Origin of the sequence: Mycobacterium neumannii (genome assembly GCF_002245615.1) — a bacterium.
Classification (GTDB): domain Bacteria; phylum Actinomycetota; class Actinomycetes; order Mycobacteriales; family Mycobacteriaceae; genus Mycobacterium; species Mycobacterium neumannii_A.
On the sequence record NZ_NKCO01000003.1, the window covers coordinates 242,378 to 255,049 of the forward strand.

Genomic DNA, 12,672 nt, shown 5'->3' on the forward strand with positions numbered 1-12,672 from the left:
CGGGAGAAACGGCCGAGGACGGCCCGGGGGTCAGGCGGACGCCGGCCTAGCTGTCGGCGAGACCGTCACCGTTGGTGTCGCCGCAGCGGTTCTTGATGTCGACCAGCGGCTGGCGGATCCCCGTCAGGTCGGCCTTGATCTGAGGATTGGCGTTCAAGTACTCCTGCACCTTGCCCCGGACCTCTTCGCGCGGCAGGCCCTCGAGGCTGGTGAAGAACCAGTTGACGTCCGGATGGGTGAACAGGTACGCCGACGTCGACGCCGAGACGCCGGAGGCCACACCGGCGAGATCGGCCGCGGTGCAGTTGGGCGGCTCCGCGGCAGCGAGCGGCGTCGCACCGAGGAACATCGCACCGGCGATCGCGCCGGTGCCGACCGCGCCAGCAACCGCACGACGCGCAGAACGGGCCGAGAGAAACATGGGTGAGCTCCTTCATCGGAAGTGGGGTGGCCGTAACCATGGTGGTTAGCGACGTCTACCAACTGGGACCAACGAAGAAAAGCTAAGCAGAATGTCCGCAGACTTTCTTGCCTTGCGGTCAACGAGTCGCCGAAAACTCGAAATCCGCAGCTGAAAGTGCCCGCGGCGGGTGGCTATGCGTCGTTTCGGGTCAGGGCAGGCCCGCGATGGCCGACGACGGTGCGTGCGAGTTGCCCTGCGAAACCGGTGACGCCCCATGCGGTTGGGCCGTGGCCCCCGGCGCGGTCAGCGGCGGCGTCTTCGCGGTCGGCGCCTCCGCCGGCAAACCCGCCGGAAGACCTGCGCCTTGCTGCTGCGCGGCCTGCATCAGCCCCATCACCTGGGGCAGCGTGAGCGGAAGTTTGCACTTACCCGACAGGCTGGCCAGCGGCTGCTGCAGCTGCTGCAAGTCCTCGGCGACCTCGGGGTTGGCGTCGAAGTACGCCTTCAGCGCGCCCAGCGACTGCGGCCCGGCCTGCTGTTTGGAGATCGTCGTCAACGCCTGGTTGGTCTGCGGATGCGCGTCGAGGTAGTCACCGGTCGAGGTGGCGACGTCGCCGATCGTCCTGGCGACCTCGCTGGCCGCGCACGGGTCCTTGGCGGCGGTCGCCGACGGAGCAGACGACAGGGCCGGCAAAACCAGCGCGGCCGACACGGCCCCGCCCGCGACGGAGGCAGCGACGATGCCAACGGCGCGGCGACGCATCAGCCCGGTGGTCGTTTTCATGACAACTCCTAACGATTCGCAGACGATCTCGACAGGTCCGCAAATGCTCTCGCGATGGACGGCAATCAGTCCCCGACGCCGAAAACGGCCGAGCCACATCCTGCCACCGGTCGCCTCACCCCCGCCAATCCAGCGGGGCCAACGGCCTCGATGCGCACGGGTGGCGTAACGCCGTTCGGCTTGGTCGCGAGAACGAATTGGGACATCGTGAGGCGTTGCTGCGGATCGCTCAGGCAGTATGGGAGCAGGCCGAAGCGACCGGCACCTTACCGCAGGTTGTTGTACGCTTCGGCTACGAAACGCCGGGGAGAAAGCGGGGGATCCAATCCAGCAATTCATGTTGCGCTTGAGTAGCAAACTGCGCAGATATCGCTGGGCGGTTTTCGCCGTATGGGTGCTCTTGCTCGTCCCGTCGATCTGGCTGGCGCTCAACCAGTCGAGCCACCTCACCGGTGGCGGCTTCGAGGTCGAAGGATCCCAGTCGCTGCGCGTGCAGCGCGAACTCGAAGAGCACTTCCCCGACCAGGGCGCCTCACCGCTGGCGCTGGTCGCCGCACCGCGCGCAGATGCCTCGTACGAGGACATGAACGCCGCCGTCGCACACCTGGAACGCCTGGCCGCCGAGGTGCCCAGCGTGAAGATCGCTCCGAACCCGCAACAGCCCCCGCCGCAGCCCGATCGGCCCTACGTCATCACGCTGCAGCTGGACTTCGACAACACCGGCGCGGTCGACGTCGCCAAACAATTGCGTCAGAAGGTCGGGATCGACGGCGAGGACCCCGGCGAGATCGAGAACGGCAGGGTCAAGCTGTACGTCATCGGCCAGGGCGCTCTGGGCGCGGCCGCGACACAGGCCACCAAACACGACATCGCCCAGGCGGAGCGGTGGAACCTGCCGATCGTCCTGATCGTCCTGCTCGCGGTGTTCGGGTCGCTGGCCGCCGCGGCCGTGCCGCTGGTGCTCGGCGTCTGCACCGTCGCGGTGACGATGGGGCTCGTCTACCTGCTGTCGATGTTCACCACGATGTCGGTGTTCGTGACGTCGACGGTGTCGATGTTCGGCATCGCGCTGGCGATCGACTACTCGCTGTTCATCCTCATGCGTTACCGGGAGGAGCTGCGCGCCGGGCGCGAGCCGGATCAGGCAGTCGACGCCGCGATGGCCACATCGGGGCTTGCGGTGACGCTCTCCGGGCTGACGGTCATCGCGTCGGTCACCGGCATCTACCTCATCCAGACGCCCGTGCTGGTCTCGATGGCCACCGGCGCCATCCTCGCGGTCGCGGTGGCCGTGCTCACCTCCACGACGCTGACGCCGGCAGTGCTCGCGACATTCGGCCGGTCTGCTGCGCGACGCTCGTCGTACCTGCATTGGTCGAGACGCCCCGAAGCCACCCAGTCACGGTTCTGGACGCGGTGGACCGGTTGGGTGATGCGCAGGCCGTGGCTGTCGGCGATGGCCGCCGCCGCGCTGCTGATCGCGCTGGCCGCGCCCGCGTTCTCGATGATGCTCGGCAACAGCATGCAGCGTCAGTTCGAGCCGACCCACGAGATCCGCGGCGGCGTCAACGCCGCGGCCGAGGCGCTCGGCCCCGGAGCCCTGGGCCCGGTCCGGGTGCTGGTGGCCTTCCCCGACGGCAACGCCGCTTCGGCACCCGCCAAGGAACCGCTGCTCGACGCGATTCGCCAGCGCATGGCGCAGGGCCCGAACGTGGTGTCGGTGAGCCCGCCGTCGTTCGGCGAGGACTACCGGCACGCGCTGCTGTCGGCGGTGCTGTCGGTCGACCCCGAGGACATGGGCGCGCGCGAGACGATCGACTGGATGCGCGCGGAGTTGCCGTCGACGCCCGGCACCGAGAATGTGCGGATCGACGTCGGCGGTCCGACCGCGCTGATCAAGGATTTCGACGACCGGGTCTCCGTCACTCAGCCCCTCGTGTTCCTCTTCGTGGCGTTGATCGCATTCCTGATGCTGCTCATCGCGATCCGCTCGGTGGTCCTGGCGCTCAAGGGCGTCCTGATGACCGTGCTGTCGGTGGCCGCCGCCTACGGCAGCCTGGTGGCGGTGTTCCAGTGGGGCTGGCTCGAAGACCTGGGTTTCGACCGGATTTCGTCGCTGGACAGCACGATCCCGCCGCTGGTCCTGGCGATGACGTTCGGCCTGTCCATGGATTACGAGATCTTCCTGCTCACCCGCATCCGTGAGCGCTTCCTGCTGACCCGCAACACGCGCGACGCGGTGGCCTACGGCGTGAGCACCAGCGCTCGGACCATCACCAGCGCCGCGCTCATCATGATCGCGGTGTTCATCGGGTTCGCGTTCGCGGGCATGCCGCTGGTCGCTCAGCTGGGGGTGGCCTGCGCGGTGGCGATCGCGGTGGACGCGACGGTCGTTCGGCTGGTCCTGGTACCGGCTCTGATGGCCATGTTCGACGAGTGGAACTGGTGGCTGCCGCACTGGCTGGCCCGCATCCTGCCGTCGGTGGATTTCGAGAAGCCCCTGCCCAAGGTTGACACCCCCGATCTGATCATCATCCCCGACGACCTCTCGTCGCTGGGACCGAAGGGCTCCGAGCTACGCACCGTCGTCAAGTCGGCGGCGAAGTTGAAAACCCTTGTACCGCAAGCTGTCACGGTCGCCGATCCGCTGGCGTTCAGCGGCTGCAGCCCGGACGCGCCGACCACGAAGATGCGCAGCATCGGTCGGCTCAACGCCGGGCACCGCAGCGGCGGCGGAGGTACCGCGTTGGCCACCGCCCCGCCCCCGGTGCATCCGGTGACGATGTGGCGGGGCCGGTTGGCGGTGGCCCTGGACGCGCTGGAGACCGCATCGGAGTGCGAGCACGCCACGATGGAGCGGCGCAGCCCGATGGAAACCACCAACGTCCAACTGCCGACCGGCGACCGGCTGCAGATCCCGACGGGCGCGGAGACGCTGCGGCTGAAGGGTTACCTCATCATGTGCCGCAACACCACACGCGACTACGCGGAATTCGCCGATCTGGTCGAGTGCATGGACGCGCGCACGGCGGCGGAAGTGTTGAGCACAATGGACCGGTACTACTCTGGTTCACAGTCAAGAAAGCAGTGGGTGGCGACTCAGCTGGTGCGCCGACTGGCCGACCCTGCGCCTTCGGACGAGCACGACACCCGGATGTCCGGTCCGGAGGCGGAGGCCGAGTGGGCAAAAGTTCGAGAGCGCTGCCTTTCGGTGGCGGTCGCGATGCTGGAGGAGGCGAGGTGACGGTGACTCCCGACATCCGGGATACCCGCCGCCGAGAGGCTGTCTCCGCGGAGCAGAGCACGAGGCCGCCCGCGACGCAGTCCGTCGACGAGCGCCCGGTCGAATTCTGGCCGACCGCGGCCATCCGCGCGGCCCTGGAGACCGATGACCTCGCCGTCTGGCAACGCATCGTCGCGGCGATCAAGCGGGACCCGTTCGGCCGTACCGCGCGTCAGGTCGAGGAAGTCCTCGAGACCGCGCGGCCATACGGCGTGTCCAAGGCGTTGGCCGAGGTGCTCACCCGCACGCGCGAACATCTGGAGGCCAACGAGCGCGCGGAGGTGGCCCGTCACATCCAGGCACTGTTGGAGCACTCCGGGCTGGGACATCAGGAGTTCGCATCGCGGATCGGCGTGCCCCCCGATGAGTTCGCGTCCTTCGTCAGCGGCCAGACGAGCCCGTCGGCGGCGTTGATGGTGCGGATGAAGCGGCTGTCCGAGCGGTTCGCCCGGATGCGTTCGAGCCGACCCAACGGTTGACGGACCCGTTGGGTATACGCCGGGAATGGACCTCGAACAGATTCTGCGGGAGACCCGCACGGTGGCGATCGTCGGCGCGTCGCCGAACCCCGACCGAGCCAGCCACGAGATCTGGACCTACCTCAAGGCGACCACCGACTACGACCTGTTTCTGGTCAATCCGACCGTCAGCGACATCGAGGGCACCCCGGTCTACCCGTCGCTGGCCGATCTGCCGGTCGTGCCCGACCTCGTCGACGTGTTCCGCAGGCGTGAACACCTGCCAGAGGTGCTGCAGGACACCATCGCCGTCGGGGCCAAGGTGCTGTGGCTGCAACTCGGCCTGTGGGACGAGCAGGTGGCCCGTGACGGCGAGGCGGCCGGATTACAGGTCGTGATGGACCGCTGCATCAAGGTCGACCACGCCCGGCTGCTCCGCTAGCCCCTTCACCGCGCGTGGATCGGCGACACGTTGTCGACCAACCACCGGCCGTCGGTCTTGGACAACGTGACCCGCAGCGCCAGCACCGCGGTGTCCGCCGGTTTCCCCGGCGAACTCTGCGTGGCGTGCAATACCACCGCGACGCTGGCGGCGTTCGGGCCGATCGCCTCGACGCCCGCCGAGACGGTACTGGCCTGGGCCGACACATTGCGGTTCGCCAAATCCTTTGCCACCGTGGCGAACTCATTCTTGAATGCATCAGCGCGTTCCGGAGACATCATGGCCGCCGCCCGGTCGATCGACGCCGTCGGACTCTGCGGGGTGAACGTCGCCGACGCTTCGGCCACACTGCTGGCGATGCCGACGACCTCGGTGCTGTCGTTGCGCAGCGCGCGATCGGGCACCGTCCACTTCAGATAGCCGACGAGCACCGCGGCCACCACCGCCGCCGTCGCGACAGCGACCACTGCCAGCCGCAGGCCAGGACCGTCGTCGTCGGTGCCGACCGTCACCGCGTCGCGGCGCGCCAGCACCACGTTGACCACCATGCCTTGGACGATCAACAAGCACAGCACCGAGCAGACCGAAACCCACCACAGCGGCCACGCCAGCGCGATGCCGATGTACACCAGCGCCGCGATCGCGGCCAGCGGAGGCGCCACGTCGATCGCGGCGACCCGCAAGACGTTCCTCATCGGATCGGCTCCAAGCGCGAGATCATCAGCGTGCCGTCCACATCCGAGACGTCGAGCCGCAGATTCCAGCGCACCGTCCTGGGCTCTTCCCCGCCCACGTTCTCGCTGACCGATGTCGCCACCACCATGACGGTGTCGGTACGCGACGCGAACTCCGAGATCTCGGGTTGGGGTCGGCGCGGCGGCGCGCCGTCCGGGCCGGGCGGCGGGTGATAGATCGACTCGACGGCAACCGAGTCGATCTGCCCGCTGGTGCGCGACTGCAGGGTCTGCACGAGCCTGCGGTACGGCTCGACGGCCGCGTCGAAGTCCGCGTTCAGTTGGCCGACGGTGCCTTCGTGCAGCCGGACCATGTCGGCCTGCACGGTGTCCTTGTTCATGTTGATCAGCACGTTGGTCCAGTCGACCGCGGTCTGCATGGCGCGGGCGCGGTAACGCAACTCGTCGGTGTGGTCGTGGTGCTGGGTCCAGATCAGGGCGGCCAGCGCGACCGCCACCACCGCGACCAGTCCCAGTACCGCCGATGCGATGCCGTACTTGGTGAAGACGGAACCGTCCTCGACTGCGGTGGGCTCGTCCTCGGGCATGCGCGTGAGGGTACCGGTCTGTGGGCCGGACGCCGGTGAGCGGTCAAGGTCACACCCACCGGGTGCTGGAGATTCGAGAAGACGGGTATGCAGGCTTGCGACCGGTGAAGTGAAAGGGATGCGTGGCCCACTATCTGATTGCCGCCAGCCCGATCCCCGGGCATGTCATGCCACTGCTGCACGTCGGCGCCGACCTGCGAGAGCGCGGTCACCGCGTGACCGTGCTGACGGGCGCCGAATACGAAGGTGCGGTCCTCGAGCGGGGGCTGGGGGCGCTGGAGCTGCCCGATGCGGCTCGGCCGAAGCGAGATGACAGCGGCTTGTGTGGTCTACCCGGGTTGCTCGACCGCTGGTATCGAGGGCGCGCCGAGATGCGCTCGGTGTTCATCGAGCCACTGGCTGCGCAGTATTGGTCGTTGCGTAAGACGCTTCAGCGCGACGACTTCGACGCGGTGCTGTGCGATGTCGCCTTCACCGGCGCCCTGCCGCTGTTGACCGGCCACCGGCCGCGGCCGTGGATTCTCGTGTGCGGGGTCGGCCCGTTGACCCTGTCGAGCGCAGACGCTCCACCGTTCGGGACCGCGTGGGCGCCGCGTTCGAACACCAACTACGAACCGATGACCTGGGTGACGCACCGGGTGCTGTTCGGCGACGTCCGTGCCGACTTGAACGCCGCGCTCGCCGCCGTCGGCGCTCCGCCGTCTCCGGTGTTCCTGACGGACTGGCCTGTGCTCGCCGACCGGCTTCTGCAGTTCACGGTGCCGTCGCTGGAGTATCCCCGCAGCGATCTGCCCGCGAACGTCTCCTACACCGGCCCGGTGATACCGAAACCCGCCGCTCAGAAGCGGGGACTGCCGTGGGATCCGGCCGGCGAATCGCGCACGGTCGTCCATGTCAGCCAGGGCACGTGGGACAACGACGACCTCGACGCGCTCGTCGTGCCCACGGTCGAGGCGCTCGCCGACCGCGAAGATCTGCTGGTGGTGGCGACGACCGGGCGCGAGGGGCGCAGGACGCTTCCCTGCCCCGTGCCCGCCAACGCGCGGATCACCGACTTCCTGCCCTATGCCGAACTCCTGCCGCACGTCGACGTGATGATCACCAACGGGGGATACGGTGGCGTGCATCAGGCGCTCTCGCACGGCATCCCGCTGATCGTCGCGGGCGGTTCGGCCGACAAACCGGAGGTCGCCGCCCGCGTGGGCTACGCGCGGGCCGGCATCAACCTGGGCACCTCACGGCCCGGCCGCGCCGAGATCGTCGGCGCGCTCGAGGCGGTCCTCGGCACCGGCGCCTACCGCGCCGCGGCGCGCCGGTTGAGCCGCGAGATCCGCGGGGAGAACGCCTTCGACCGCATCGCCGAAGCGCTGGCGGGTCTGGCGGTGCCGCAGCGGCCAGGGGAGCCGGCCGCGCGTTCTGGCACCCTGGTGGGGTGACGGTAGAAGCAATCAGATCCGGCATCGACCTCAGCTACGTCGACGCCGACGCCCGCCCCCAAGACGATCTGTTCGGCCACGTGAACGGCCGCTGGCTGACCGAGTACGAGATGCCCGGCGACCGAGCCACCGACGGTGCATTCCGCTTGCTGTACGACCGCGCCGAGGAACACGTGCGTGATTTGATCACCGAGGCGGCGGCGTCGAACGCGGAGACGGGCACCGACCAGCAGCGCATCGGCGATCTGTACGCCAGCTTCATGGACGAGCAGGCCGTCGCCGCGCGGGGTGTGCAACCGCTGCTCGAGGAATTGGCGGCGATCGACGCTGCCGACTCCCCCGAGGCGCTGGCGCGCGTGCTCGGCGCGTTGCAGCGCACCGGAATCGGCGGCGGAACCGGCGTCTACGTCGATACCGACTCCAAGGACTCGACCCGCTACCTGCTGCACCTGACCCAGTCGGGCCTGGGCCTGCCCGACGAGTCGTACTACCGCGACGAACAGCACGCCGAAATCCTCGCCGCATATCCGCAGCACATCACGGCGATGTTCGAGTTGGTGTACGGCGCAGGCGATCACGCCGAAACCGCCGCACGGATCGTGGCGTTGGAGACCAAGCTGGCCGCCGCGCATTGGGACGTCGTCAAGCGGCGCGACGCCGACCTCACCTACAACCTGCGCGCCTTCGCCGACCTGCCGGCCGAAGCGCCGGGCTTTGACTGGTCAGGCTGGGTGTCCGGACTGGGCACCGACGTTTTCGGGGACCGCAGCTGGCCGGACGAAGTCGTTGTGCGACAGCCCGACTACCTCGCCGCGTTCGCCGCCGAGTGGTCCGGCGGGGACCTGGAAAACTGGAAAAGCTGGCTGCGCTGGCGTGTCATCCATGCCCGCGCCTTCCTGCTGACCGACGACCTCGTCGCCGAGGACTTCGCGTTCTACGGCCGCAGGCTCTCGGGCACCGAGCAGATCCGCGACCGGTGGAAGCGCGCTGTGTCGGTGGTGGAAGGCCTGCTGGGCGACGCGGTCGGAAAGCTCTACGTCGAGCGGCATTTCCCGCCGCACGCCAAGGAGCGGATGGACGAGCTCGTGGACAACGTCCGCGAGGCCTACCGCGTGAGCATCAACTCGCTGGATTGGATGACGCCGCAGACGCGGGAGAAGGCGCTGGCCAAGCTCGACAAGTTCACGCCGAAGATCGGATATCCGAAGAAGTGGCGGGACTATTCGGGCCTGGTGATCGAGCGCGACGACCTCTACGGCAATTACCGTCGCGGCTACGCGTTCGAGTATGAGCGGGAGCTACGCAAGCTCGGCGGGCCCGTCGACCGCGACGAGTGGTTCATGACGCCGCAGACCGTAAACGCCTACTACAACCCCGGCATGAACGAGATCGTCTTCCCCGCAGCGATTTTGCAGCCGCCCTTCTTCGACGCCGACGCCGACGACGCCGCCAACTACGGTGGCATCGGTGCGGTCATCGGCCACGAGATCGGGCACGGATTCGACGATCAGGGCGCCAAGTACGACGGTGACGGCAACCTGGTCGACTGGTGGACCGACGAGGACCGCACCGAGTTCGGCGCGCGCACAAAGAAGTTGATCGAGCAGTACGACGAGTACGTGCCCCGCCAGTTGAGCAACGGGCACCACGTGAACGGCGCGTTCACCGTCGGCGAGAACATCGGCGACCTCGGCGGGCTGTCGATCGCGCTGCTGGCCTACCGGCTGTCGCTGAAGGGTGAGCCCGCGCCGGTCCTCGACGGGTTGACCGGGGAGCAGCGGGTGTTCTTCGGCTGGGCTCAGGTCTGGCGGACGAAATCTCGTGACGCCGAAGCGATCCGGCGTCTCGCGATCGACCCGCACTCACCGCCGGAGTTCCGCTGCAACGGCGTCATCCGCAATATGGATGCGTTCTACGAGGCGTTCGACGTCACCGAGGACGACGAACTCTACCTGGAACCCGAACAGCGCGTACACATCTGGAACTAGGGGATTTCGGTGTAGTTGGTCGCGCTCACCGCGACCAACTACACCCAAACCGCCTTAGAACATCTGCCAGTCGGACGCGCCGTCGGGCTGGTTGTAGATACCGGTCGAGTTCTTGATCACCACGGCGTCACCGCTGCCGAAGTTGTCGAAGAACCACTTCGCGTTTGCCGGGCTCAGGTTGATACAGCCGTGGCTGACGTTGCTCTCTCCCTGTGAACCGACCGACCATGGGGCGCTGTGCACGAAGACACCGCTGTTGTCGATGCGCACCGCGTCCTTCACCTTGAGCTTGTAGCCCTCGGGTGAGTCCACGGGCACGCCGTACGTCGACGAGTCCATCACGATGTCGGCGAACTTCTCGAGCACGTAATAGGTGCCGTTCTTGGTGTCGTGGCCCTTCTTGCCCATCGACACCGGGAACGTCTTCTCCAGTTCCCCGTTGCGGTGGATCTGCATCTGCAGCGAGTCGTTGTCGATGGTCGCGACGAGCTGCTCGGGCACGGTGAAGCTGGACTTGGTGCCCGACGCGTCGATGTTGACCTTCGTGCCCGCGGGCCAGAAGTCCTGTGGACGCCACCGAACCTGGGTGTCACTGGTCCAGTAGAACCGGCCGGGAACGGGCGGCACCGACGAGATGTGAATCGCGTCCTCGGCCATCTTGCGGTTGGCGATCGGCCGCTGGAAGTTGATGTAGATCGGCTTGGCGGCGCCGACGATCGAACCGTTGGTCGGGTTGAAGGACGGCGGCGCGAACACCGGTGCGCCGACATACGGCGTCGGATTCTGTCCGGCCGGGGTGCCCTCCGGAATCGGCTGCTGCTGAGCCAGCGGATCGGGCGGGGCGAAGAACGGGTTCGACGGCGGCGGAGGCGGCGGAGCCTCGGCAGCCGGGGCCGGTGGCGCCGGTGGCGCTGGTGCGGCGAAGGGGTCCGCCGGTGGGGGCGGCGGCGGCGGAAATACCGGCGCGGGTGGCGGTGCCGCGGCGACAGCCGGATCGACCGGCGCCGGCGGTGGTGGCGGCGGAACACCCGGCTGAGCGAGCGCTGACGGGCTCGCGAGCATCCCCCCTACGACGCTCGCCGCCGCTATCGCAGTGAGCAGCCGACTGCGCTTTACCCTGCGCATACACAACCTCCCAGTCGCAGAACTCCAACCAGTGTGGCATATCGCCCCGGGCGTCCCCGGCCATCGGCGGGCCCCTCCATCTTGGGCAAACGCTCAATCCACACTCGTGACCTGCATTGTTCATCGGTCATGGGCGCTCACTGTTAACACCAGCTACCGGATCGCTCGGCCCGCGGACAACAGGCATGACTTGATCGGGCCTGCCGGTGGCAGGCTGGTCGCATGATTGTGGCTTTCAGCGTGAGCCCGACGGGTGGCGACGACAGCGTGGGCGACGCGGTCGCCGAAGCGGTCAAGGTGGTTCGTGAGTCGGGGCTTCCGAACGAGACCAACGCGATGTTCACGAACATCGAGGGCGAGTGGGACGAGGTGATGGACGTCGTGAAGCGGGCCGTCGACGCAGTGGCCGCGGCCGCACCCCGGGTGAGCCTGGTGCTCAAGGCCGACATCCGCCCCGGCCACACCGATCAGCTGACGGCCAAGGTCAGGCGGATCGACGAGGCCCTGGGCGGCTAGGAGCGCACCAGCCGCGCGATGGCTGCAGAGGCCTCGGCCAGCTTCGTGTCGGCCTGGTCACCGCCTTCGGCGACCGCCTGGGCCACGCAGTGCCCGAGATGCTCGTCGAGCAGGCCGAGCGCGACCGACTGCAGCGCGCTGTTGACGGCGCTGATCTGGGTGAGCACGTCGATGCAATACTTGTCGTCCTCGATCATCTTCGCGATGCCGCGAACCTGACCCTCGATCCGACGCAACCTTTTGGCGTAGTTTTCCTTCTGTTGCGAATATCCGTGCGCCGCAGTCATCTTCAGCCCCTCAACATCTGATTCATCTGGTCGATCTCGGCCTGCTGCGTATCGACGATGGTCTGAGCCAACCGCTTGGCGTCGACGTTCTCGCCGTTGGCGAGCTCCGCGCGGGCCATCTCGATCGCACCCTGGTGGTGGGCAATCATCGACTCCAGCCACAGGGTGTCGAACTCGGGGCCCGAGAGCGTCTGGAGCTTGGCCACGGTGGCGTCGTCGACCATGCCCGGCATCGCGCCGTGCCCCTCGTGGCCGCCCTGCCCGGTGTCGGCGTCGGGGTTCTCCTGCCACTGCACGAGCAGCACCTGCATGGTGCGGATCTCGGGCTCCTGAGCCTTCGAGATCTGGTCGGCCAACGCCTTCACCTCCGGATTCGTGGAGCGGTCCGGAACCAGCGCCGACAGTTCCACGGCCTGCTCGTGATGCGGGATCATGTTCGTCGCGAAGGCGACATCGTCGGCGTTATAGCCGGCCGGTTGACCGCTGATCACCGGTTCGTCGGAATGCTCGTGGTCGGTATGTCCGTCGGAGGCCGGGCTGCTGGTGCACGATGTGAGCAACATCGCGGTGGCGAGGGCGATCAGGATGGCGGTGAGGCGAGCGATCAGCGACGTCATGAAGTCGAGGGTACCGGATACCCCACCGGGGTATCGATAACGGTTTGGCCG

The 12,672-nt window shown here is 67.7% G+C and carries 13 protein-coding genes; 6 read left to right on the top strand and 7 right to left on the bottom strand.

Features of this window, described 5'->3' with window-relative positions:
* Nucleotides 1-46: 46 nt before the first annotated feature.
* Together CEX88_RS05710 and CEX88_RS05715 are read right to left on the bottom strand one after the other, a co-directional pair.
* Complete coding sequence (locus CEX88_RS05710; protein ID WP_066848178.1) at nucleotides 47-421, bottom strand: heme-binding protein; 375 nt, start codon at nucleotides 419-421, stop codon at nucleotides 47-49.
* Nucleotides 422-611: 190 nt separating this feature from the next.
* The gene (locus CEX88_RS05715; RefSeq protein WP_094292715.1) at nucleotides 612-1,187 is read right to left on the bottom strand and encodes a hemophore; all 576 of its coding nucleotides are present in this window, start codon (nucleotides 1,185-1,187) and stop codon (nucleotides 612-614) included.
* Between the two features lie 337 nt (nucleotides 1,188-1,524).
* Between CEX88_RS05715 and CEX88_RS05720 the strand changes: the two genes are divergently transcribed.
* The 3 genes from CEX88_RS05720 to CEX88_RS05730 are packed head-to-tail and all read left to right on the top strand — an operon-like array spanning nucleotide 1,525 to nucleotide 5,370.
* Entirely contained in the window at nucleotides 1,525-4,431 is a 2,907-nt protein-coding gene (locus CEX88_RS05720; RefSeq protein WP_066848179.1) for an MMPL family transporter, read from the top strand.
* Nucleotides 4,428-4,949, top strand: coding sequence for a transcriptional regulator (locus tag CEX88_RS05725; RefSeq protein ID WP_094292716.1), 522 nt, complete (start codon nucleotides 4,428-4,430; stop codon nucleotides 4,947-4,949). Before CEX88_RS05720 ends, CEX88_RS05725 begins: the two co-directional genes overlap by 4 nt.
* Before the next feature lie 25 nt (nucleotides 4,950-4,974).
* Complete coding sequence (locus CEX88_RS05730) at nucleotides 4,975-5,370, top strand: CoA-binding protein (RefSeq protein ID WP_066848191.1); 396 nt, start codon at nucleotides 4,975-4,977, stop codon at nucleotides 5,368-5,370.
* 5 nt (nucleotides 5,371-5,375) lie between these two features.
* Here CEX88_RS05730 and CEX88_RS05735 read toward each other — a convergent pair whose 3' ends face one another.
* Complete coding sequence (locus CEX88_RS05735; protein ID WP_094292717.1) at nucleotides 5,376-6,065, bottom strand: hypothetical protein; 690 nt, start codon at nucleotides 6,063-6,065, stop codon at nucleotides 5,376-5,378.
* The gene (locus CEX88_RS05740) at nucleotides 6,062-6,652 is read right to left on the bottom strand and encodes a hypothetical protein (protein WP_094292718.1); all 591 of its coding nucleotides are present in this window, start codon (nucleotides 6,650-6,652) and stop codon (nucleotides 6,062-6,064) included. The genes CEX88_RS05735 and CEX88_RS05740 overlap by 4 nt, the downstream gene beginning before the upstream one ends.
* 122 nt (nucleotides 6,653-6,774) lie before the next feature.
* On the opposite strand from CEX88_RS05740, the gene CEX88_RS05745 reads away from it, so the two are divergent.
* Both CEX88_RS05745 and CEX88_RS05750 read left to right on the top strand, forming a co-directional pair.
* Entirely contained in the window at nucleotides 6,775-8,088 is a 1,314-nt protein-coding gene (locus tag CEX88_RS05745; RefSeq protein WP_094292719.1) for a glycosyltransferase, read from the top strand.
* The gene (locus CEX88_RS05750) at nucleotides 8,085-10,076 is read left to right on the top strand and encodes a M13 family metallopeptidase (RefSeq protein ID WP_094292720.1); all 1,992 of its coding nucleotides are present in this window, start codon (nucleotides 8,085-8,087) and stop codon (nucleotides 10,074-10,076) included. Before CEX88_RS05745 ends, CEX88_RS05750 begins: the two co-directional genes overlap by 4 nt.
* Before the next feature lie 54 nt (nucleotides 10,077-10,130).
* Here the strand turns inward: CEX88_RS05750 and CEX88_RS05755 are convergent, their stop codons facing one another.
* Nucleotides 10,131-11,201, bottom strand: coding sequence for a L,D-transpeptidase (locus CEX88_RS05755; RefSeq protein ID WP_066848199.1), 1,071 nt, complete (start codon nucleotides 11,199-11,201; stop codon nucleotides 10,131-10,133).
* Between the two features lie 222 nt (nucleotides 11,202-11,423).
* Between CEX88_RS05755 and CEX88_RS05760 the strand changes: the two genes are divergently transcribed.
* Complete coding sequence (locus CEX88_RS05760; RefSeq protein WP_066848210.1) at nucleotides 11,424-11,717, top strand: MTH1187 family thiamine-binding protein; 294 nt, start codon at nucleotides 11,424-11,426, stop codon at nucleotides 11,715-11,717.
* Here the strand turns inward: CEX88_RS05760 and ricR are convergent.
* Both ricR and CEX88_RS05770 read right to left on the bottom strand, forming a co-directional pair.
* Nucleotides 11,714-12,004 carry a copper-sensing transcriptional repressor RicR gene (gene ricR / locus CEX88_RS05765; protein WP_068192514.1) on the bottom strand — a complete coding sequence of 97 codons (291 nt, stop codon included), beginning with the start codon at nucleotides 12,002-12,004 and terminating at the stop codon, nucleotides 11,714-11,716. The two genes, CEX88_RS05760 and ricR, sit on opposite strands and share 4 nt — an antisense overlap.
* Before the next feature lie 2 nt (nucleotides 12,005-12,006).
* On the bottom strand, nucleotides 12,007-12,621 hold the full coding sequence (locus tag CEX88_RS05770; protein ID WP_094292721.1) for a DUF305 domain-containing protein: 615 nt from the start codon (nucleotides 12,619-12,621) through the stop codon (nucleotides 12,007-12,009).
* Nucleotides 12,622-12,672: the final 51 nt, after the last annotated feature.

Excerpts from the sequence above, each read along its gene's own strand:
- CEX88_RS05710 (WP_066848178.1), bottom strand. The coding sequence starts at position 421 with ATGTTTCTCTCGGCCCGTTCTGCGCGTCGTGCGGTTGCTGGCGCGGTC.
- CEX88_RS05715 (WP_094292715.1), bottom strand. The coding sequence starts at position 1,187 with ATGAAAACGACCACCGGGCTGATGCGTCGCCGCGCCGTTGGCATCGTC.
- CEX88_RS05720 (WP_066848179.1), top strand. The coding sequence starts at position 1,525 with ATGTTGCGCTTGAGTAGCAAACTGCGCAGATATCGCTGGGCGGTTTTC.
- CEX88_RS05730 (WP_066848191.1), top strand. The coding sequence starts at position 4,975 with ATGGACCTCGAACAGATTCTGCGGGAGACCCGCACGGTGGCGATCGTC.
- CEX88_RS05735 (WP_094292717.1), bottom strand. The coding sequence starts at position 6,065 with ATGAGGAACGTCTTGCGGGTCGCCGCGATCGACGTGGCGCCTCCGCTG.
- CEX88_RS05740 (WP_094292718.1), bottom strand. The coding sequence starts at position 6,652 with ATGCCCGAGGACGAGCCCACCGCAGTCGAGGACGGTTCCGTCTTCACC.
- CEX88_RS05755 (WP_066848199.1), bottom strand. The coding sequence starts at position 11,201 with ATGCGCAGGGTAAAGCGCAGTCGGCTGCTCACTGCGATAGCGGCGGCG.
- CEX88_RS05760 (WP_066848210.1), top strand. The coding sequence starts at position 11,424 with ATGATTGTGGCTTTCAGCGTGAGCCCGACGGGTGGCGACGACAGCGTG.
- ricR (WP_068192514.1), bottom strand. The coding sequence starts at position 12,004 with ATGACTGCGGCGCACGGATATTCGCAACAGAAGGAAAACTACGCCAAA.
- CEX88_RS05770 (WP_094292721.1), bottom strand. The coding sequence starts at position 12,621 with ATGACGTCGCTGATCGCTCGCCTCACCGCCATCCTGATCGCCCTCGCC.